At 69.2% G+C, this 20,798-nt stretch carries 20 protein-coding genes; 10 read left to right on the top strand and 10 right to left on the bottom strand.

Annotation, left to right across the window (positions count from 1 at the left end):
- Positions 1–80 precede the first annotated feature (80 nt).
- Genes L0977_RS16875 through L0977_RS16860 form a run of 4 tightly spaced genes read left to right on the top strand, consistent with a single transcriptional unit; the run spans position 81 to position 3,773 of the window.
- Positions 81–725, top strand: a complete 645-nt coding sequence (locus tag L0977_RS16875; protein WP_234266016.1) for a TetR/AcrR family transcriptional regulator — start codon at positions 81–83, stop codon at positions 723–725.
- Positions 716–1,693, top strand: a complete 978-nt coding sequence (locus L0977_RS16870) for an HlyD family secretion protein (RefSeq protein WP_234266015.1) — start codon at positions 716–718, stop codon at positions 1,691–1,693. Before L0977_RS16875 ends, L0977_RS16870 begins: the two co-directional genes overlap by 10 nt.
- Positions 1,690–2,643 (top strand): ABC transporter ATP-binding protein, encoded by a 954-nt coding sequence (locus tag L0977_RS16865; protein ID WP_234266014.1) that lies wholly within the window; start codon positions 1,690–1,692, stop codon positions 2,641–2,643. The genes L0977_RS16870 and L0977_RS16865 overlap by 4 nt, the downstream gene beginning before the upstream one ends.
- Positions 2,640–3,773, top strand: coding sequence for an ABC transporter permease (locus L0977_RS16860; protein WP_234266013.1), 1,134 nt, complete (start codon positions 2,640–2,642; stop codon positions 3,771–3,773). The genes L0977_RS16865 and L0977_RS16860 overlap by 4 nt, the downstream gene beginning before the upstream one ends.
- Before the next feature lie 63 nt (positions 3,774–3,836).
- Here the strand turns inward: L0977_RS16860 and gdhA are convergent, their stop codons facing one another.
- Entirely contained in the window at positions 3,837–5,180 is a 1,344-nt protein-coding gene (gene gdhA / locus L0977_RS16855) for an NADP-specific glutamate dehydrogenase (RefSeq protein WP_234266032.1), read from the bottom strand.
- Between the two features lie 138 nt (positions 5,181–5,318).
- Positions 5,319–7,322, bottom strand: coding sequence for a DNA mismatch repair endonuclease MutL (gene mutL, locus L0977_RS16850; RefSeq protein WP_234266012.1), 2,004 nt, complete (start codon positions 7,320–7,322; stop codon positions 5,319–5,321).
- A gap of 26 nt (positions 7,323–7,348) precedes the next feature.
- Between mutL and L0977_RS16845 the strand changes: the two genes are divergently transcribed.
- Together L0977_RS16845 and L0977_RS16840 are read left to right on the top strand one after the other, a co-directional pair.
- On the top strand, positions 7,349–7,996 hold the full coding sequence (locus tag L0977_RS16845; RefSeq protein ID WP_234266011.1) for a DedA family protein: 648 nt from the start codon (positions 7,349–7,351) through the stop codon (positions 7,994–7,996).
- Positions 7,996–8,856 (top strand): hypothetical protein, encoded by an 861-nt coding sequence (locus L0977_RS16840; RefSeq protein ID WP_234266010.1) that lies wholly within the window; start codon positions 7,996–7,998, stop codon positions 8,854–8,856. The genes L0977_RS16845 and L0977_RS16840 overlap by 1 nt, the downstream gene beginning before the upstream one ends.
- Before the next feature lie 69 nt (positions 8,857–8,925).
- Here the strand turns inward: L0977_RS16840 and L0977_RS16835 are convergent, their stop codons facing one another.
- Positions 8,926–10,347 (bottom strand): N-acetylmuramoyl-L-alanine amidase, encoded by a 1,422-nt coding sequence (locus L0977_RS16835; protein ID WP_234266009.1) that lies wholly within the window; start codon positions 10,345–10,347, stop codon positions 8,926–8,928.
- Positions 10,344–10,907: a tRNA (adenosine(37)-N6)-threonylcarbamoyltransferase complex ATPase subunit type 1 TsaE gene (gene tsaE / locus L0977_RS16830; RefSeq protein WP_442786649.1), complete on the bottom strand. Its 564-nt coding sequence runs from the start codon at positions 10,905–10,907 to the stop codon at positions 10,344–10,346. Before tsaE ends, L0977_RS16835 begins: the two co-directional genes overlap by 4 nt.
- On the opposite strand from tsaE, the gene queG reads away from it, so the two are divergent.
- The 4 genes from queG (at position 10,890) to L0977_RS16810 (ending at position 14,614) form a co-directional block, all read left to right on the top strand.
- Positions 10,890–11,978: a tRNA epoxyqueuosine(34) reductase QueG gene (gene queG, locus L0977_RS16825; RefSeq protein ID WP_234266008.1), complete on the top strand. Its 1,089-nt coding sequence runs from the start codon at positions 10,890–10,892 to the stop codon at positions 11,976–11,978. The genes tsaE and queG overlap by 18 nt on opposite strands.
- An 89-nt stretch (positions 11,979–12,067) precedes the next feature.
- The gene (locus tag L0977_RS16820; RefSeq protein WP_234266007.1) at positions 12,068–12,874 is read left to right on the top strand and encodes an MlaE family ABC transporter permease; all 807 of its coding nucleotides are present in this window, start codon (positions 12,068–12,070) and stop codon (positions 12,872–12,874) included.
- A 13-nt stretch (positions 12,875–12,887) separates the two neighbouring features.
- A complete protein-coding gene (locus L0977_RS16815) occupies positions 12,888–13,910 on the top strand; it encodes an MlaD family protein (RefSeq protein WP_234266006.1) in 1,023 nt (340 codons plus the stop codon).
- Complete coding sequence (locus tag L0977_RS16810; protein ID WP_326491082.1) at positions 13,907–14,614, top strand: hypothetical protein; 708 nt, start codon at positions 13,907–13,909, stop codon at positions 14,612–14,614. Before L0977_RS16815 ends, L0977_RS16810 begins: the two co-directional genes overlap by 4 nt.
- A gap of 99 nt (positions 14,615–14,713) precedes the next feature.
- On the opposite strand, the gene L0977_RS16805 is transcribed toward L0977_RS16810, so the two are convergent.
- From L0977_RS16805 to L0977_RS16780, 6 genes are all read right to left on the bottom strand, one after another.
- Positions 14,714–15,097 (bottom strand): DUF4189 domain-containing protein, encoded by a 384-nt coding sequence (locus L0977_RS16805; protein ID WP_234266005.1) that lies wholly within the window; start codon positions 15,095–15,097, stop codon positions 14,714–14,716.
- Between the two features lie 152 nt (positions 15,098–15,249).
- Positions 15,250–15,804 carry an NUDIX hydrolase gene (locus tag L0977_RS16800; protein WP_234266004.1) on the bottom strand — a complete coding sequence of 185 codons (555 nt, stop codon included), beginning with the start codon at positions 15,802–15,804 and terminating at the stop codon, positions 15,250–15,252.
- A 62-nt stretch (positions 15,805–15,866) separates the two neighbouring features.
- Positions 15,867–16,913 carry a TRAP transporter substrate-binding protein gene (locus tag L0977_RS16795; protein WP_234266003.1) on the bottom strand — a complete coding sequence of 349 codons (1,047 nt, stop codon included), beginning with the start codon at positions 16,911–16,913 and terminating at the stop codon, positions 15,867–15,869.
- Positions 16,914–17,089: 176 nt separating this feature from the next.
- A complete protein-coding gene (locus L0977_RS16790; RefSeq protein WP_234266002.1) occupies positions 17,090–17,785 on the bottom strand; it encodes a fumarylacetoacetate hydrolase family protein in 696 nt (231 codons plus the stop codon).
- Between the two features lie 118 nt (positions 17,786–17,903).
- Complete coding sequence (locus tag L0977_RS16785) at positions 17,904–19,388, bottom strand: glutamine synthetase family protein (protein WP_234266001.1); 1,485 nt, start codon at positions 19,386–19,388, stop codon at positions 17,904–17,906.
- Positions 19,385–20,773 (bottom strand): Rieske 2Fe-2S domain-containing protein, encoded by a 1,389-nt coding sequence (locus L0977_RS16780; protein ID WP_234266000.1) that lies wholly within the window; start codon positions 20,771–20,773, stop codon positions 19,385–19,387. Before L0977_RS16780 ends, L0977_RS16785 begins: the two co-directional genes overlap by 4 nt.
- Positions 20,774–20,798: the final 25 nt, after the last annotated feature.

Genomic DNA, 20,798 nt, shown 5'->3' with positions numbered 1-20,798 from the left:
CCGGTCGGGCAGAAAGTTCACGGCCGGTTCTTGAAGTTATTGGACGTGTGACCAATAATTCTCGCTCTACCGTTTTCACCATGGCCCGTCCTTCCTCCCAGGCCGATCTGGCCCTGATCGCTGCCGGCCGCCTGCTCTACCCCGCGCACGGCTGTGCCGGCCTGTCGGTGCGCCGGGTGGCCGAGCAGGCCGGTGTGAAGCCGGGCCTGTTTCACTACCACTTCGAGAGCAAGGACGCCTTCCTGACCGCCGTGCTGCAGGGCGTCTACGAAGATCTTTTCAGCGAGCTGAGCGAGGCGGCGAGCGGGCCGGCCGCGCCGCTGGTGCGGCTGAAGGCGGTGCTGCAGCGGCTCGGGCGTGCACTGCGCGAGCGCGGTGAACTGCTGGTGCGGGTGCTGGGCGACGTGGCCCAGGGCGAGCCCGCCGCCCTGGCCTTCGTGCAGCGCAACGCACCGCGCCACCTGGGGTTGCTGACCGGGCTGATGGCCGAAGCCGAGCGGGCCGGGCAGATCGCCCCCATGCCGCCGCTGCGCCGCATGGGCTTCGTGATGGGCGCGGTGGCGGCGCCCCTGCTGGCCGGGCGGGGCCTGCGGGCGCTGGCACTGCAACACCCCCTGATTGTCGACCGGCTCGACGAGGACATGCTCTCGGACGCGGCCACCGAGCAGCGGATCGAAATGGTTCTGGTGGCGCTGTGCGCCGGAAAGGACAAGCCATGCGCTTGAATCGGATGGGCTTGCTGCCGGCTGCGCTGGCGCTGCTGGCGGGGGTGTCGGGCTGCGGCCAGCCCGCGCCGACCGGCTGGTCGGGGTATGCGGAGGGCGACCACGTCTACATCGCGGCGCCGATCGGTGGCCGGCTCGACCGGCTCGCGGTGCGCGCGGGCGACCCGGTGAAGCAGGGCGATCCGCTGTTCGCGCTGGACGCGGAGGCCGAACAGGCGGCGGTCGCGCAGGCCGAGGCCCAGGCCGAGGCCAGCGCCGCCCAGGCGCGCAACACCGACAAGGGGCGGCGCCCCGACGAACTGGCTGCGGTGCGCGCGCAACTGGCGCAGGCGAATGCGCAGGCCGCGCTCGCCCAGTCGGCCTGGCGGCGCCAGAAAGCGCTGGTTGACCAGGGCTTTGTGGCGGCCTCCCAGCTCGATAGCGCCACCGCCACCCTGCGTCAGGCCGAGCAGCGGGTGGCCGAGCTGCAATCGAACCTGCGCGTGGCGCAACTGCCCGCCCGCAGCGACGAGCGCCAGGCGGCCGAGGCCACGGCCGCGTCGGCGCGCGAAGCGGTGCGTGCGGGCGCCTGGCGGGTCGCGCAGAAGCAGCAGGCCGCGCCCGCCGACGCGCAGGTGGCCGAGGTGTTCTACCGCCAGGGCGAGTACGTGGGGGCCGGCCAGCCGGTGGTGTCGCTGCTGCCGCCGGGCGCGGTCAAGGCGCGTTTCTACGTGCCCGAGGCGGAACTGGCCGCGCTGGCGCTGGGGCAGTCGGTGACGCTGTCCTGCGACGGCTGCGGCGCCGCGGTGAACGCGCGCATCAGCCGCATCGCCACCGCGCCCGAGTTCACACCGCCGGTCATCTATTCGAACGCGCAGCGCGCGCGGCTGGTCTACCTGGTCGAGGCCAAACCCGATCCGGCCCAGGCCACGAGGCTGCACCCCGGGCAGCCGCTGGACGTGCACCCCGCCGCCAAGGACCCGTCGTGAACGGTGCGCTGGCCATCGATGTGCGTGGCCTGACCAAGCGCTACGGCGGCCGTGCGGTGGTGGACGGTGTGAACCTGCAGGTCGGCCAGGGCCGCATCTGCGGCTTCCTCGGCCCCAACGGCAGCGGCAAGACCACCACCATCCGCATGCTCTGCGGCCTGCTTCGGCCCGACGCGGGCGAGGGCCAGTGCCTGGGGCTGGATTTCCGCAAGGACGCCGCCGCGATCAAGCGCCAGGTCGGCTACATGACGCAGAAGTTCGGCCTGTACGAAGACCTGTCGATCCGCGAGAACCTGGACTTCGTGGCGCGCCTGTTCGAACTGCCGAAACGCCGTGAAGCGGTGGACCGCGCGCTGGAGCGCCTGGGTCTGCAGGGGCGCCAGCAGCAACTGGCCGGCGCGCTCTCGGGCGGCTGGAAGCAGCGGCTGGCGCTGGCGGCCTGCCTGATCCACGAACCGCGCCTGCTGCTGCTCGACGAGCCGACGGCGGGCGTGGACCCGAAGGCGCGGCGCGACTTCTGGGACCAGATTCACACGCTGGCCGGGCAGGGCATCACGGTGCTGGTCTCGACGCACTACATGGACGAGGCCGCGCGCTGCCACGACCTGGTCTACATCGCCTACGGCACGGTGCTGGCGCGCGGCAGCGAGCAGCAGATCGTCGAGGGCGCGGGGCTGTGTGTCTGGTCGGTCGAGGGCGAACGGGCCGGCGCCTGGGCCGAGCGCCTGCGCGGCCAGCCCGGCGTGCAAAGCGTGGTCGCCTTTGGCAACGCGCTGCACGTGGCCGGGCCCGATGCGGACCGGCTGGCGCAGACGCTGGCGCCCTTGCAGGCCGAACCGGGCCTGCGTGTGCAAGCCAGCCGCGCCACGCTGGAGGATGTGTTCATCGGCCTGTTCGACCGCGCGCAGGACAACTTTGCTCCGGGCGCCCCCGGGAGGCCCCAGGCATGAGCCGCTTTTCGCCCGCCCGCACCTGGGCCGTGTTCCTCAAGGAATTCCAGCAGATGCTGCGCGACCGCCTGACCTTCGCCATGGCGGCGGGCATTCCGGTGCTGCAACTGGTGCTGTTCGGCTACGCCATCAACACCGACCCCAAGGGCCTGCCGACGGCGGTGGTGGCGGCCGACGCCGGGCCGCAGGCGCGCAGCCTGGTCGCGGCGCTGCAGAACAGCGGCTACTTCAAGGTGGTGCACCAGGGCACCTCGCCGGCCGAGGCCGATGCGCTCATGGCCGACGGCGAGGTGCAGTTCGTGGTCGAGATCCCGCACGACTTCAGCCGCTCGGTGGTGCGGGGCGAGCAGCCGGCGGTGCTGGTGGCGGTCGACGCCACCGACCCGTCGGCCTCGGGCAACGCCATTGCCGCGCTGGGCCAGATGGGCACGCAGGCGCTGGCTCACGACCTGGTCGGCCCGCTGCGCCCATTGCAGAAGGGGGCGCCGCCGTTCGAGCTGCGCATCCACCGCCGCTACAACCCCGAAGGCCTGTCGCGCTACAACATCGTGCCCGGCCTGATCGGCACCATCCTGACCATGACCATGGTGATGCTGACCAGCCTGGCGATGACGCGCGAGCGCGAGCGCGGCACCATGGAAAACCTGCTGGCCACGCCGGTGCGGCCGTTCGAGGTGATGGTGGGCAAGATCCTGCCCTACGTGGTGATCGGCTACGTGCAGCTGGGCGTGATCATCGGTGCCGCCCTGCTGCTGTTCGAGGTGCCGATGGTCGGCAGCTTCGCGCTGCTGATGGCGATGATCGGTGTCTTCATCGTCGCCAACCTCGCGGTCGGCTTCACCTTCTCCACCGTCGCGCGCAACCAGTTGCAGGCGGTGCAGATGACCTTCTTCTTTTTCCTGCCCTCGATGCTGCTCTCGGGCTTCATGTTCCCGTTCCGGGGCATGCCGCCCTGGGCGCAGCACCTGGGCGAGGTGCTGCCGCTGACACATTTCCTGCGCATCGTGCGCGGCATCATGCTCAAGGGCGCCGAGGCGCCCCAACTCTGGGGTGAACTCTGGCCGATGCTGGCCTTCACCGCGGTGGCCGGGGTGATCGCGCTCAGGCGCTACCGGCAGACGCTGGACTGAAGCGGGCGTTCGGCCCGCTTCGGTGGCCTGGCTGGCAGCGCGCCAGGCCGGGGGCGGTCGGTTTCAGATCACGCCCTGGGCCAGCATGGCGTCGGCGACCTTCACGAAGCCGGCGATGTTGGCGCCGTCGATGTAGCTCACGCGGCCATCGGCCTGCCGGCCGTGCGCCAGGCAGGCGGCGTGGATGCCCTGCATGATCTGCAGCAGGCGGGCGTCCACTTCCTCGCGCGGCCAGGCCATGCGCTCGGCGTTCTGGCTCATTTCCAGGCCCGACGTGGCCACCCCACCCGCGTTGCTGGCCTTGCCCGGCGCATACAGGATGCCGGCGGTCTCGAAGGCCTTGGCCGCTTCGATGGTGGAGGGCATGTTGGCGCCCTCGGCCACGCACTTCACGCCGTTGGCGATCAGGGTGCGCGCGTCGTTTTCGTCCAGTTCGTTCTGCGTGGCGCAGGGCAGGGCCACGTCCACCGGCACGTGCCAGGGGCGCACACCGGCCTCGAAGCGCGAACCGGTGCGGGCGGCGTAGTCGCTCACGCGGCCGTACAGGTGGTTCTTCACCTCCATCAGGAGCGCGAGCTTTTCAGGCGAGAAGCCTTCTTCGTCGATCACGGTGCCACTGGAGTCCGACACGGTGATCACCCTGGCACCCAGGTGCATGGCCTTTTCGACCGCGTACTGCGCCACGTTGCCCGAGCCCGAGACGCTCACGCGCAGGCCCTGGAAGTCCATCTGGCGCGTCTTGAGCATTTCCTGGGCGAAGTACACCGTGCCGTAGCCCGTGGCCTCGGGGCGGATCAGCGATCCGCCGAAGCTCAGGCCCTTGCCGGTGAACACACAATCCGCGCGGTTGGTCAGCTTCTTGACCATGCCCGCCATGTAGCCCACTTCGCGGCCACCGACGCCGATGTCGCCGGCCGGCACGTCGGTGTCGCTGCCCACGTGGCGGAACAGTTCACCGGCAAAGGCCTGGCAGAAGCGCATCACCTCGGCCGGGCTCTTGCCCTTGGGATCGAAGTCCGAACCGCCCTTGCCACCGCCCATGGGCAGGGTGGTCAGCGCGTTCTTGAAGGTCTGCTCGAAGGCCAGGAACTTGAGCACCGACAGGTTGACCGAGGGATGGAAGCGGATGCCGCCCTTGTAGGGGCCGATGGCCATGCTGTGCTGGATGCGGTAGCCGCGGTTGACCTGGACCTGGCCGTGGTCATCGACCCACGACACGCGGAACATGACCACCCGCTCGGGCTCGACCAGGCGCTCCAGCAGGCCCTGTTCGGCGTATTTCGGGTGGGCCGCAATGAAGGGCCAGAGGCTTTCCATCACCTCGGTGACGGCCTGGTGGAATTCTGGTTGGCCCGGATTGCGCTGGGCGACGTGAGCGAGGAAGTCGTGAACCGAGGTGTATTTCATGGTCATGCCTGTTTTGGTGCATGACATTATGAAAAAACCGCATTTCGCCAGGCAAAAATGCCTTGTTTTGGGGCTCTATGTCTTTGTGTGGTGCCATTTTTGGGTATGCGAAACCCTGAATGGCCCTTGTTTGGTGCCTCAGCGCCCGCGCAGGAAGAGCGCGTCCAGGTCCCTCATGCCCAACTGGCGCCAGGTGGGGCGGCCATGGTTGCACTGGTCGCTGCGCTCGGTCACTTCCATCTGGCGCAGCAGGGCGTTCATTTCGTCCAGCGTGAGGCGCCGGTTGGCGCGCACCGCGCCGTGGCAGGCCATGGTGGCCAGCAGCTCGTTGCGGGCGCGCTGCACCACGGTGCTGGCTTCGTGCTGCGCCAGTTCGCCCAGCACACTGCGCGCCAGGGCCACCGGGTCGCCCGCCGACAAGGTGGTGGGCACGGCGCGCACGGCCAGTGTCTTCGGCGAGAACGGCACGATTTCCAGCCCCAGCTGGGCCAGCACCGGGGCCGCGCTCTCGGCCGTGGCGACTTCTTCGGGCGTGGCGGCGAAGGTGGCCGGAATCAGCAGCGGCTGGCTGGCGACCTGGTGCGCGTCGAGTTGCTGCTTGAGGCGCTCGTAGACGATGCGTTCGTGCGCCGCGTGCATGTCGACCACCACCAGGCCCTGTGCGTTTTCGGCCAGGATGTAGACGCCGTGCAACTGCGCCACGGCCCGGCCCAGCGGCCATTCGCCGTCGGGCAGTGCCGGGGGGGCCGGCAGGCTGTTCGGCGAAGGGGCTGCAGCGGGCGCCGCCACGGTGTCGACAGGCGCGAATGACGCCGCCGGAGCCGCCGGTTGCCACAGGGCTTGCAGATCGTTCACGCGCTGGCCGATTTCAGGCGCGCTGCGCTGCCAGGGCAGGGGCTGCTGCCGCGCCACGGGCGCCAGCGCCGGGGCCCATTCGGGCGCGGGCGCGCCAGCGGTCGGCAGCCCGCCCGTTGGCGGCAGGGCGGGGGCGGTGGGCAGCACCGCGTGCGCGGTCGAGCGCGGGGCGGCGAGGGCGCTTTCCACCGCGTGGCGCACGGCTTGGTGCACCTCGCGGCTGTCGCGGAAGCGGACTTCGATCTTGGTCGGGTGCACGTTCACGTCGACCCGGGTCGGATCGATGTGGACGTACAGCGCGTACACCGGCTGGCGGTGGCCGTGCAGCACGTCTTCGTAGGCGCTGCGCGCGGCGTGGGTGATGACCTTGTCGCGCACGAACCGGCCGTTGACGTAGGCGAACTGCCAGTCGGCGCGCGATCGCGCGGCGTCGGGCACACCGGCGAAACCCCAGACCTGCAGCCGCTGCACGCCGCCCGCCAGTGCGGCTTCACCGGGCACGGCGTCGGCCGGCCAGTTCACGGCCACGGCCTGCTCGACGAAGTCCTCACCCAGCACGTCGGCCAGACGGCGGCGCAGCGCGTCCAGGGTGTGCTCGCCGCCGGCCAGGTCGGGCGCCACGGCGCGCCACTGCGCGACCAGCTTGCCGTCGTGCCAGATGGCAAAACCCACTTCGGGCCGCGCCAGCGCGTGGCGGCGCACGGCCTCGATGCAGTGCGCCAGTTCGGTGCTTTCCGATTTCAGGAACTTGCGCCGCGCGGGGGTGGCGAAGAACAGTTCGCGCACTTCCACGGTGGTGCCGCGGGTGCGGGCGGTGGGCTGCAGTTCGCCGCTGCGGCCGTCCAGCAGCCAGCCGTGCGCGGTGGCGCCGTCGTCGGTGCGGGTGAGGATGCTGACTTCGGCGATGGAGCAGATCGCCGCCAGCGCTTCGCCCCGGAAGCCCATGGTGTCGACCGCTTCCAGCTCCTGGAGGCTGGCGATCTTGCTGGTGGCGTGGCGCTTGAGCGCGGTGGGCAGCTCGTCGCGCAGGATGCCCACGCCGTCGTCTTCGACGCTGATCAGGCGCACGCCGCCGGCCTGCAGCCGCACGGTGATCTGGGTGCCGCCGGCGTCCAGCGCGTTGTCCACCAGTTCCCGCACCACCGAGGCCGGGCGCTCGACCACTTCGCCGGCCGCGATCTGGCTGATCAATTCGTCGGGCAGCTCCCGGATGGGACGGCGGGGCGGGGCGGTCAGGGGCTGGGGTGCGTTCACGCGTTCATTGTAAGAACGGCTCGCCGGGGCCATGGCCGCTGCAGGGATAATCGCGCGCCATGGAACTGGTAATGATGCTGATCGACTTCATCCTGCATGTGGACAAGCACCTGCAGGCGTTTGTGCAGACCTACGGCGCCTGGGTCTATGCGCTGCTGTTCCTCATCATCTTCGTCGAGACCGGGCTGGTCGTCATGCCCTTCCTGCCGGGCGATTCGCTGCTGTTCATCGTCGGGGCGCTGTGCGGCGCCGGGCTGATCGACTACCCGCTGGCGGCCGGCCTGATGCTGTTGGCCGCCATCGCGGGCGACCAGCTCAACTACAGCATCGGGCGCTATTTCGGCCCCAAGGTGTTCCAGTGGGAGAACTCGCGCTTTTTCAACAAGAACGCCTTCAACCAGGCGCACAACTTCTACGAGCGCTACGGCGGCGTGACCATCATCCTGGCGCGCTTCATGCCGTTCATCCGCACCTTCGCACCGTTCGTGGCGGGCGTGGCCGAGATGACGCGCAGCAAGTTCACCGCCTACAACGTGATCGGTGCCCTGATCTGGGTGATCGGCCTGACGGCCGCCGGGTACTGGTTCGGCAACCTGCCCTGGGTGCAGGCCAACCTGAGCAAGATCATCTGGGCGCTGATCTTCGTGCCGGGCCTGATCGCCATCATCGGAGGCTGGCGCGCCAGCCGCCAGAACAAGGCGGCCTGATGCGGCCCGCTGCCGCAGGCCATGGGGAGGCGTTACCGGCCAGCATCCTGCTGCTGGAGCACCCGAAAAGCCCGTCCCGAGACAGCACCTACCTGGCCCGTTTCCTCCTGGAGGCCTGGGAGCCGCGCTGCCGCGTGGTGCGCCATGCGGACCCGCGCGATGTGCCGGCGGCCGACCTGCTGTTCATGCACGTCGACCTGTCGGTGCTGCCGCGTGATTACCAGGCCGTGGCCGCCCGTTTTCCCGCGACCGTCAATGCAGGGCTCACCGACATCCGCAAGCGCCGGCTCAGTCACCACCAGGTCTTTCGCGGTGACGGCTACACCGGGCCGGTGATCGTCAAATCCAGCCTCAATTACGCGGGGCAACCCGAGCGCCGCGCCGCGGGCGAAACACCGCCGCCGCGGTCGGCCTCGGGCCATGTCATCAGCAGCAAGGCCGACTACCAGGTTCTGCCCTCGGCCGACGACGTTCCCGACGCCTGGTGGGACGATGAGCAACTGGTGATCGAGCGTTTTGTTCCCGAGCGCCACGACGGCCAGTATGTGCTGCGCGAGTGGTATTTCCTGGGCGACGCGGAATTCACCCGCGCAGAAACCGCCCCCTATCCGGTCATCACCAGCGGCGATTACCGGCCCGATCTGGTGCGCGAGATCCCGCCCAATCTGCGCCGCTTCCGGCGCCAGTGGCAGATCGACTACGGCAAGATCGACTTCGTGATGCACCAGGGCGAGGCCGTGATTTTTGACGTCAACAAGACGCCGACCGTGGCCCGGCCCGACACCGAAGCCGCGCGGCGCCTGGTTGACACGCTGGCGGCGGGACTCGGTTCCTTGCTGGCGCGGCAGCGCGCCGACTGATCGCGGCTTGGCCGCCTGCGTGCCGGGCGGGTGGCGGCGGCAACCCGGCGGTGATCGGCCGCCGGATGTTTACAGCGTGCGCGTGCGGGCCAGCGGCGGGTTTTGCTGGAAGTAGCGCACCACGCCGCGCAACAGGGCGTCGGCCAGGTCGTTCTGGTAGGCGGCGCTGCGCAGGCGGGTTTCTTCGTCGGGGTTGCTGATGAAGGCGGTTTCGACCAGCACGCTTGGGATGTCGGGGGCCTTGAGCACCGCAAAGCCGGCCTGTTCGACCTGGGGCTTGTGCAGCTTGCCGACGCGGCCGACCTCGCCGAGCATCGCGGTGCCGACCTTGAGGCTGTCCTTGATCTGGGCCGTGGTGCTCATGTCCAGCAGGGCACGCTGCACGGTGGCGTCCTTGCTGCGCACGTTGAGGCCGCCCACCAGATCGGCCGCGTTTTCCTTGTCGGCGATCCAGCGCGCCGCGGCGCTGCTGGCACCCTTGGTGCTGAGCGCATAGACACTGGCGCCTTGCGGGCGTGCCGTCATGAAGGCGTCGGCGTGGATGCTGATGAACAGGTCGGCCCGGACACGCTGGGCCTTCTGCACGCGCACATTCAGCGGCACGAAGAAGTCGCCGTCGCGGGTCAGGTAGGCGCGCATGGGGTTGCCGTTGATGCGGGTGCTGTTGATGCGGTCGCGCAGCTTCAGCGCGATTTGCAGCACGACGTCCTTCTCGCGCGTGCCGCCCGGCCCGATGGCGCCCGGGTCTTCGCCGCCGTGGCCGGGGTCGAGCGCCACGAGGATCAGGCGCTCGGTGCCCGATGAGCTGCCGGGGGGGGCGGTCTTGCCGCGGCGCGTGCTGGCGGGCGGCGGCGCGGATGGGGCTGCGGCGGCCGTGGCCGGTGGCTGCTGGCGTTCGCGCTCGGCGATCAGCTGACCCAGGGGGTCTTCGGCGGCAGGCGCACCGGCGGTGCCCGGTTCGCGCAGTGCCGACAGATCCAGGCCCAGCAGACGCGCGGCGCGCTCGCTGCTGGCATCGGTGTCGCGCATGTACTGCGCCACCAACTGGTCCAGCGGGTCGACGGCGTGTTGCGGGTACAGATCGAGCACGAGTCGGTGCTGGTAGGCCGCCACCGGCGTGAGCTGGAACACCTGCGGTCGCACAGGCTGCTTGAGGTCGAGCGTGAGCCGGGCCACGCCCGGGCCGGCCGGTGTCACGCGCACGGCGGCCAGATTGGGGTCGTCCGTGCGCAGCTGGCTGGCCAGGCTTTGCAGGCTCTCGACCAGGTCCACCCCTTCGATGTCGGCGACCAGTTGGCGCGGGTTGTCGGTGCGTGTCGATCGCAGGCGCAGCGCGCCGTCGGATTCGATGGTGACGCGGGTGTAGTCGGGGGCGGGCCACAGGCGCACGGCGATGACGGTGGCACCCCAGGCGATGTGCTGCCGCCCGATCAGCAGGATCAGCAGGCCTGCGCGCAGCAGGTGGCGCCGTGCGGACGGGGGTGCCGTCATGAGTGGGCGGCCTCCAGCAGTTGCTGGCCAGCCGGTGTGTGGGCGAGCAAGGTCACGCGGCGGGCGGGGGCTTCAGCGGTGTCCGGATGGGCCATGTCGTGATCGGGGGAAAGGGTCAGTTCGGCATCGACCACGCCCATCAGGCCGGTGGCGCGTTCGGGCCATTCCACCAGCTTGAGGCCGGGGCTGGCGAAAAGTTCGCGGAAACCGGCATCCTCCCACTCGCGCGGGTCGGTGAAGCGGTAGAAGTCGAAGTGCCAGATGGACAGCGTCTCGCCGGGCTGCAGCAACGGGCACGCGGTGCTGCTGTGCGGCTCGACCACCGCGTAGGTCGGGCTCTTGATGCGGCCCTGCACGCCCAGGGCGCGCAGCAGGTGGCGTACCAGCGTGGTTTTGCCGGCGCCCAGGTCGCCGTGCAGCACGAGGGTGGCGCGCACAATGGCCGGGCAGGCGGCCAGGCGCTGCGCGAACGCGGCGGTGTCGGCTTCGGTGGCCCATTGGGTGGACCACGCGGCCGGGGGCGTTTCTACAATGCGCGGGTCATGAAACCCGGTCTGGATGCTGCTCAACTCGTCTCACGGATTCAGGCCTGGGGCCGGGAACTGGGATTCTCCCAAATCGGCGTGGCGGGCGTGAATCTTTCGAGCGCCGAACCCGGTTTGCAGGCCTGGCTGGCGGCGGGCTTCCACGGTTCCATGGACTATATGGCCAGCCACGGGCTCAAGCGCGCCCGGCCCGCCGAGCTGGTGCCCGGGACCGTGAGCGTGCTCACGGCGCGCATGGACTACCTGCCGCGCGACGCGGCGCCGGACTGGACCGAGCGCGAGCTGGCGCGGCTGACGCGCCCGGGCGAGGCGGTGGTGTCGGTCTACGCCCGGGGGCGCGACTACCACAAGGTGTTGCGCCAGCGCCTGCAGAAGCTGGCCGAACGGCTGGCGGTTGAGGTGGGGCCTTTCGGGCACCGCGCCTTCACCGATTCGGCGCCGGTGCTCGAGGCGGAACTGGCGGCCCGCAGCGGCCAGGGCTGGCGCGGCAAGCACACGCTGGTGCTGCACCGCGAGGGCGGCTCCCTGTTCTTTCTGGGCGAGGTGTATGTGGACATCGCGCTGCCGCCCAGCGAGGCCGTGTCCTCGCACTGCGGGGCCTGCAACGCCTGCGCCGAGGCCTGCCCGACCGGGGCCATCGTCGCGCCGTACCGGCTCGATGCGCGCCGCTGCATTTCCTACCTCACCATCGAACACGCCGGGCCGATTCCGCCCGAGCTGCGGCCGTTGCTGGGCAACCGCATCTACGGCTGCGACGACTGCCAACTGGTGTGCCCGTGGAACAAGTTTGCGCGGCGCAGCGCCTTGCCCGATTTCGATGAGCGCCCGGGTCTGGCCGGTGCGGATCTCGCCACCTTGCTGGGCTGGTCCGAGGCGGAGTTCCTGCAGCGCACCGAAGGCAGCCCGATCCGCCGCATCGGCCACGAACGCTGGCTACGCAACGTGGCCGTGGCCCTGGGCAACGCGCTGCGCCAGCGCGAGGACGCGGCCTGGCGCGCAGCGCTGGCCGCGCGCGCCACGCACCCGAGTGCGCTGGTGCGTGAGCATGTGGACTGGGCGCTGGCGCAAAAGCCTGTCGGCGGCTGAGGCCGGCGGGCCGGCAGCATTTCACAATCGGTTGCCTTCTGCGGGGTTTCTGGGGGAACGGAGGGCGTGGCGCCGCTATCATCGTCTGCATGAACCTGCTCGCGTCGATGCACGATCTTTTGCTGCGCTGGGGGCAGCAGGTGCTGGCCGCCTGGCGCGCCTGGTGGCAGGTGATGCTGATCGGTGCCCAGATCGTGGTGCTGGCGCTGTCACCGTCCAGCTACGACCGCCCCGCCGAGCGCAGCGCGGTGCTGTCGCACCTGTACCGGGCCAGCGCGCCCTTGCTGACCTGGTTTCTGGTGCTTTCGGCCCTGGTCAGCCTGGTGCTGATCCGCATCGTCGTGGCCACCGCCTTCAGCTACGGGTTGTCGCAGTACGCGCTCGAAGTGCTGGTGCGCACCCTGGTGCTGGAGCTGATCCCGCTGTACACCGCGCTGTTCGTGGCATTGCGCTACACCATGCCGGAGGCCCAGCGCATCCGCCGGCTGCTGGCCGACCAGCACCGCCGCGGCGTGTATCACGAGCCGCAGACCCTGCTGCGCGAGCAGATGCTGCCGCGCGCGCTGGCGGGCGCGTTTTCGGTGTGGTTGCTGGCGGCCCTGAGTGGCCTGACGGCACTGGTGCTGACCTATCTGAACGTCTACGGTTTTTCGCCCTGGGGGCTGGCCGCCTACAACCGGGGCGTGGGCAGCGTGTTCACGCCGGCGGTGTCGCTGATCTTCGTGCTCAAGACCCTGTTCTTCAGCCTGGCGGTCGCCTTTGTGCCGATGGGATCGAGCGCGCAGCGCGACGTGCTGGGTGGCTATTCGCGCCGCAGCGACATTTCCGAGTTTGCCCGCCTGCTGTCGGTGCTGCTGCTGCTCGAAGTGGTATCGCTGCTTGGCAACTATTACTGACACCGCCCCCCCCATGACCCAGCCACCTGCTTCCCCCGAACCCGGCACGCCCGAGTCGGTGCGCAACCTCGAATTCAAGGCGGCGTTGCTGCTGCTGCTCATGCTGCTGCTCGTGGCCGGTTCGGCGCTGTATGTCATGTACGCGCGTGGGGTGTTCGAGCGCACGCAGCGCCTGGTACTGATCTCCGACGATTCCGAAGGGGTGGCCACCGGCATGACCATGACCTTTGCCGGCTTTCCGATCGGCCGCGTCGCGCGCATCGATCTGGCGGACGACGGCAACGTGCGCATCCTGGTGGACGTGCCCACCCGCGACGCGCGCTGGCTGCGCACGTCCAGCATCTTCACGATGGAAAAGGCGCTGGTCGGCGGCACCCGCATCCGGGCCTACAGCGGGGTGCTGAGCGATCCGCCGCTCGAAGACGGGGCCGAGCGGCACGTGCTGCGGGGCGATGCGGCGGCCGAGATCCCGCAACTCGTGGCGCAGGTGCGCGACCTGCTCACCAACCTCAACCAGATGACGGGTGCGGACTCGGCCCTCAATCAGACCCTCGCCAATGCCCTGGTGGCCACCGAGCGCCTCAAGGGGCCGCAGGGCGCGATGGGGCTGCTCATGGGCAACGAGGCCGACGCGCGCAAGGTGGGCGAGGTGATCGATCGCGCCAACACGCTGCTGGCGCGTGCCGACGGTCTGACCGCGCGGCTGGATTCGCTGGTCACCAACGCCGACCGGCAGGTCTTCGGCCAGGACGGTGGTGCGCCGGGCAGCGCGGCCGGCGGGGGGCTGGTGGGCGATGCGCGGGCCACCGTGCAGCAGCTCAACGGTCTGCTCACCGACACCCGCGGCAGCCTGCAGAAGGTGGATGCTCTGCTGGTGGAAGCGCAAGGCATCGCCAGCAACACCCGCGAAGCCACCGCCGACCTGGGCCTGCTGCGCGCCGATGTCGAGGCCAGCCTGCGCAAGGTCGAGGGCCTCATCAACGACCTCAACCGCAAATGGCCGTTCAAACGCGAAACGGAAATCACCTTGCCATGACCCCCATGCGCCCGAACGCCTTTGGGCGGCTTGCCCTGGCCATACTCCTGACCACCGCTGTGCTCGCCGCCTGCAGCAGCACACCGCCGCCGCCCGACTGGCAGATGAACGCCCAAAGTGCGGTCGAGCGGGCGGCCGATGCCTGGCTTGCCGGCAACGACCGGGTGGCGCAGGCCGAGATCACGCGCGCGCGCAGCGAGGTGGCGCGCACCGGCCAGCCAGCGCTGGCTGCGCGGCTGGAACTGGCGCATTGCGCCACGCGGGTGGCGGCGCTGGTTTTCGACGCCTGCGAAGGCTATGCACCGCTGGCCATTGATGCGGCGGCGCCGGAGCAGGCCTATGCCCGTTATCTGCAGGGCGAAGCGGGCAGTGCCGACGCCGAGCGCCTGCCGTCTGCCCAGCGCCCGCTGGCCCAGGCCAGCCTGGCGGGGGCGGGCACCGATCTGGCACCTGCACTGGCCCGCATCGATGACCCGCTGTCGCGCCTGGTGGCGGCTGGTGTGCTGCTGCGGCGTGGACAGGCCAGCCCGGCAGTGGTGGCCGATGCCGTGGCGACCGCTTCGGCCCAGGGCTGGCGCCGGCCTTTGATGGCCTGGTTGCGTGTGCAGCAGGAGCGCGCGCGCAGCGGCGGCGGCGCAGAGGACGATGTGCAGCGGCTGCAGCGCCGCATCGAGCTGGTCGGTGGGCCATCGCCGACGAAGTAAGCCCCGGCCCGTCGTACCGGCGAAAGAAAACCCGGCGCCTGGGCAGGGGCCGGGTGGAGAGGCATCTGCGGTGTGGGCAGATGCGGGGCTGGTGCTGGCTCAGCCGTTGCAATCGCCCCGGACAGCGGCCGGGATGTAGCAGCTGGAGCCACCTTTGGCCTGGCAATTGGTGACAGCACCCACTTCCGCTTCGGCGTCGGAATCGTCCTTGGCGACGCCAATGACGCCATTGGCGCTCAGGGCAATGGCACCGCAGACGCCGTCACCCGAGAAGGTCAGAACCACGTCGCAAGCGGTGGTGCCGCAGTTGCGAACCGCTTCGGAACGGGCCTGGCCTTCGGTGGTCGCATTGACGTAGATCGCGGCATCCCCGGTGGCGGGGTTGTAGGCGATGGCCCCGTTGGGGGTGCCTTCGTTGCTGCCGCCGCAGGCGACGAGAAGGCTGGCGGAGGCGGCCAGTACGGCCCATTTCAAGCTTGGCATCACGGTGCGAACTCCTCTGTGACAGTTGTGTGTTCCGGTAACTCGGCTGGGCACATTGTCGCCCAGTCGGGGAGGTGGTCAACCTTTGCGGGGCGCTTCGGGGTGATGCGACCGGCCAAACGTGGTGGCACCGCATCATCGGGCCGGTTTTGTCAGGCGATGTCGAGGGTGTGGAAGCCGAAGCGGCCCTGGCGGCGGTCGGCGAAATAGTGAATCAAGGTTTCGCGCACCGTGCGAAAGGCGATTTCTTCCCAGGGAATCTCGGCTTCGGTGAACAGGCGCGCTTCCAGTGTCTCGTGGCCGGGGTTGAAGCGGTCGCTGAGCAGGCGGGCGCGGTAATACAGGTGCACCTGCCCCACACGCGGCACGTTCATGAGCGTGAACAACTCGCCCATCTCGATGAGCGCGCCGGCCTCTTCGTCGGTTTCGCGCCGGGCCCCCTCGGCGGTGGTTTCGCCCAGTTCCATGAAGCCGGCCGGCAGCGTCCACTTGCCCCAGCGGGGTTCGATGTTGCGCTTGCACAGCAGCACGTACTCGCCCTGTTCGCCCCAGACCGGCACGGTGCCGACCACATTGAGCGGGTTCTCGTAGTGAACCGTCTGGCACACCGTGCAGATGGCCCGTGGTTTGGTGTCGCCGTCGTCGGGCAGCCGGTAGACCACGGCGGCGCCGCATTCCCGGCAGTGTTTGATGGGGTTGCGCTGCATGCCAAGGAGTGTAGGGGCAAAAAAAAAGGGACCTTGCGGTCCCTCGGAAACAGCGCGAAGGCTCAGGCCTTCTTGCCGTGTTTTTCGATCAGGGCCTTGGCGGTTTCCAGCAGTTGTTTGCCGTTGAAGCCACGCTTGTCCATGTCCTGCACCCACTCGACCTCGACCAGGCGCGCCTTGCGCTTGAATTCCTGGGCTTCGGAGGCGGGGATGGTGTAGATGGTGTTGCCTTGTTTGACCGCTGCTTCGCGGCCGGCGGCGTCACCACCTTGCTGCACCTTGCCCAGCCAGGCCGAGGTCTCGATGCCGGAGTTCTTGTCGATGATGGCCTTGAGGTCGGGCGGCAGCGAAGCGTACTTGCCCTTGTTCATCGCCATCACGAAGGTGGTGGTGTAGAGCGCGCCGCCTGCCGGCTCGAATTCGCTGTGGAACTTGGCCAGCTCGTGCACCTTGACCGAGGGCACGACTTCCCAGGGGATCACGCAGCCGTTGATCACGCCCTTGGACAGCGCGTCGGGGATTTGCGGCAGCGGCATGCCCACGGGTGTGGCACCCAGGTAGCCCAGCATCTTGGTGATCTGGCGGGTCGGGCCGCGCACCTTGGAGCCTTGCAGGTCGGTGGCGGTCTTCACCAGCTTGTCGCGCATGTGGAACATGCCGGGACCATGCACCTGCAGCGCGATGGGGTGGACGTCCTTGAACTCGTCCGCCGCCACGGTCTGAACGTATTCCCAGTACGCGCGGGACGTGGCTTCGGCGTTGTTCATCATGAACGGCAGCTCGAACACCTCGATGCGGGGGAAGCGTCCCGGGGTGTTGCCCGGCAGGGTCCAGACGATGTCCACCACGCCGTCCTTGGCCTGGTCGTACAGCTGCACCGGTGAGCCACCCAGCTGCATGGCGGGGTAGGCCTCGAACTTGATGCGGCCATCGGAGTCCTTGGTGACCTTGTCCATCCACGCCTTGTGCATGTTCAGCCACACGTTGGACTGCGGTGCCATGAAGGTATGGAACTTGAGGGTGACGCTTTGCTGGGCGAAACCCACCAAGGCCGGCGCGCCCAGGGCAAAGGCGGCGCCAGATTGGAGAAGGGTGCGGCGTTGGATCATCGAAGGTGTCTCCTGAGGGGTCCGGGTGGACCGGTTGGTGAGGCAATTTACCCGTGCCGATTCACTGGCGGTAGAGGTCAAACCCTTGGAGAAGGGTGGATAGGCCGTTTACCGATGAGAAATGAATTCGGATAGGTGAAATTATGTCCGAACGCTGCCGCGGGTAAACCCTTGGTTCAGCGAATCGAGACCACCAGGCTTTCCAGGCCCTGCACATGGGCCTGCAGCACGTCACCGCTGACCACCGCTCCAACCCCCTCGGGCGTGCCCGTGTAGATCAGGTCGCCCGGTTGCAGCGCCCAGGCCCGTGACAGGTGTTCGATGGTCTCGCCGATGTTCCAGATCAGCTTGGATACCGTGCTGCGCTGCCGGTCCTGGCCGTTGACCTGCAGCCAGATCGGCGCCTGGGCCACGTCGCCGGCGTCGGCCACCGGCGTGATCGGTCCGATCGGTGCCGACTGGTCATAGGCCTTGCCGATGCACCAGGGGCGGCCCTGTTTCTTCATGTCGTTCTGCAGGTCGCGGCGGGTCATGTCCAGGCCGACGGCGTAACCGAAGATATGGCGCTGGGCATCCTGTGCTGCGATGTTGCGCCCGCCCTGGCCGATGGCGACCACCAGCTCCACCTCGTGGTGCAGGTTGTGGGTCAGGCTCGGGTAGTCGATGGCGATGGTCTGCCCGGCTTCGGCCGCCACGATGGCGTCGGCCGGCTTGAGGAAGAAGAACGGCGGCTCGCGGCCGGTGAAGCCCATTTCCTTGGCATGTTCTTCGTAGTTGCGGCCGACGCAGTAGACGCGGTGCACAGGGAAGCGCTCGGTGCGGCCCATGACGGGCACGGAAACCACCGGTGAAGGGGCGAAGACGTAGCTCATGAAGGGGCCTTTCGGGTAACCCGGGTGTCTGGGGAGAAGGGGCGTGAGAAGGGCGGCGCGCGATCCGCCCGGCCTGCGCACCAGTATAGGCAGCCGCCGGGGCGCACGGGTGCGGGCATCAGCTGCGCGCGAAATACTCGCGCCGCTCGAATTCCACCTGATCCTCGGCCTGGGCATGGCGCTCGGCTTCGTGGCGCTTGATGCGGTCCAGGTAGGTCACGAAGGCCGGCCCCAGTCCGCGCACCAGCACCGGATCGGCGGCCATCGCCGTGAGGGCGTCGGGCAGGTTGGTGGGCAGCAGGCTGCCGTGTTCGGCATAGGGCGTGAGCGTGGCCGGTGGTGGCTCCAGGCGGCGCTGCAGGCCGTCGAGGCCGGCGTGGATCTGGGCCGCGATGTAGAGGTAGGGGTTGGCGGCCGGCTCACCCGCCCGGTTTTCGATGCGCGTGGCGGTGTCGCCGGCGGCCCCGACCACACGCAGCATGGCGCCGCGGTTGTCGGCCCCCCAGATGGCCGACTGCGGTGCCAGCGCATTCGGCCGGAAACGCGCGAAGCCGTTGACCGTGGTGGTGCACAGCGCGGTCATGCCATGGGCGTGGTCCAGCAGGCCGGCCAGCCAGTGGGCGCCGGTGTCGGCCAGGGTGTGGCGGGCGTCCAGCGGCGTGCTGCCGGAGGCCGGCTGATCGCGCACGAAGGCGTTGCCGCCGGAGGCCAGATCCGTCAGCGACTGGTGCAGGTGCCAGCCGCTGGACATGATGTTCGGAAACGGCGGCCGGCACATGAAGGTGGCGTGGTAGCCGGCACGTTGCAGGGCCTGGCGCACGCCGTTGCGGAACAGCACCATCTGGTCGGCCGCGGTGAGCGCGTCGGTGGCGTCGAACACGGCCTCCACCTGGCTCGGCCCGAGCTCGATTTCCAGCGATTGCAGCGGCAGCCCGAGTGCCTGGGCAGTGCGCATGACGATGGCCAGCGGCTCGTCGGCCATGTCCGAGAGCGCCTCGGCGTGCAGGTTGTAGCCCGGGTGGATCATGGCCACTTCAGGCGCGGGGCCGGGCCAGGCGGCCGCCTGCGGCGACAGTGCAGCGGGCGTTTCCAGCAGGCGATAGATGTGGAACTCCACCTCCAGCCCGGTGCGCAGGCCGTGGCCGGTGCCCGACAGGGCGGCCAGCGCGTCCTGAAGCACGCGCCGGGTGTCGAGCGGAACAGGCGTGCCGTTGGCGAACCAGGGCTGGCAGCGCAGCCAGCCGGTGCCCGCCTGCCAGGGCAGGGCCACGAAGCTTTGTGGATCGGGCAGCAAGACGAGGTTGGCCGCGCCAGCGAAGCCAGGCAGATCGTCCATACCGCCAGCCTCGAAGACTTTCCAGGCGGTGCGGTCGGCGGTGTCTTTGAGCATCAGGGTACCGACCATGCCCACGCCTTCGCGCAGGGCCCGCACGGCCGCGTGGGCCATCAGGGTCTTGCCGCGCAACTGGCCGTGCACGTCGCACCAGCTCAGGCGCACGCGGTCGATGCCCGAAGCCTCGATCAGGGCCGCCAGTTGGCGGCAGGCAGCTTCGCGCGCGCTGTCGTGGATGCCGCAGCGTTCGGCGAACGAAGGCGCACTCATTTCGCCGGGGCCAGGTCTTCGGCGGGCGTGTGGACGGCCGGGTTCTGCCACGGGGCCTGCGCGCGCCGGCGCTGCACCGCCTGCTGCCACCAGGCTTGCCAGGCCTGGGCCGGTGCGAAGCCGTCGACCGTCTCGGGGCCGTGGATGAGGCCGTGCAGCGCGGGATCGGCCTGGCCGGGCGGCGTGCCGCCAGCGGCCACGGTGTCGATGGCGTCCAGCAGCATGCGCCGGTGCGCCGCAATCACCTTGTCGGTGGTGCCCAGGTGTTCGCGTGTGCGGTCCTGGATGGCGCCCATGCTTTCGCAGGCCCACTGGTCGTGCACGTTGATGTCGTCTTCCCCCATGCCCAGGTAGGTGCGGTTGGCCTGTTCTTCGGGGTTGAAGCCCCAGTCGTTGTGCCGTCCGGTTTTGGGCACGAAGCCCGGCAGGGTGACGCTGCCCAGGCGCTGGTTGCGCATGGTGGTCTTGTCCACCGGGTCGGTGAAGCTGGTGAAGAAGGCGTACCAGTAGTTGTGGGTATCGTCCACGGGCACGTGCATCTGGGTGATCGTCATGGTCTCCGACAGCGGGATCACGAAGGTCTGCGGGAACACCGCATTGGTGACCCGCACGTGCGTCAGCGCGTCGGTCATCGGGCGCAGGGCCGTCAGTTGCAGGCCATAGGGCCGGGCTTCGCAACGGATTTCGGGGCGCCCGAATTCGCGCATCACCCGGGTCATGGGCCAGCGCTCGCCACCCACCTCGCCAGCGCTGGCGCCGCGGAACTGTTTGCCGTAGGTGTCGTCGAGCGAGCCGTCCTCAAAGAACCGGTGCAGGTAGGACGCATGCGCCGGGTCGATGCCCACTTCGAAGGCCTGCAGCCAGTTGCAGTGCCACAGGCCCTTGAAGGCAAAGGTGTGTGTGCCCGGGGCTTCGAAGCAGTCCAGCGCTGGCATGGGAGGAGGCGTCTGGCCTTCGGGGCCGAACCAGCCGAACAGCACGCCGCTGCGCTCGGTCAGCGGGTAGCTGCGCTGGCGGATGCGGGTGCACAGCGTGCTGCCCAGCGGCTCGGCCGGGGTTTCGGTGCACTGGCCCGTGACGTCGAATTTCCAGCCGTGGAAGGGGCAGCGCAGACCGTCGCCTTCGTTGCGCCCGTAGGCCAGGTCGGCGCCCCGATGGGGGCAGTCGCGGTCGAGCAGGCCGAAGCGGCCCTGGGCGTCGCGGAACAGCACGAAGTCCTGGCCCAGCACCCGCACGGCCTTCACGGGGCGCACCGCCATGCGCGGGTCGAGGGCTGGATCGAATTCATCCAGCAGGGCCACGGGTTGCCAGTAGCGGCGCAGCAGTTCGCCGCCGGGGGTGCCTGGGCCGACCCGGGTCAGCGTGTCGTTCTGTTCGGCTTTCATGAGCCTTGTCTCCGTCTTTGTATCG

It is taken from the genome of Hydrogenophaga sp. NFH-34, assembly GCF_021401345.1.
Lineage (GTDB): Bacteria > Pseudomonadota > Gammaproteobacteria > Burkholderiales > Burkholderiaceae_C > Hydrogenophaga > Hydrogenophaga electricum.
The sequence above is the reverse complement of the archived record's forward strand: the minus strand, read 5'-3'. Positions and strand labels throughout refer to the sequence as shown.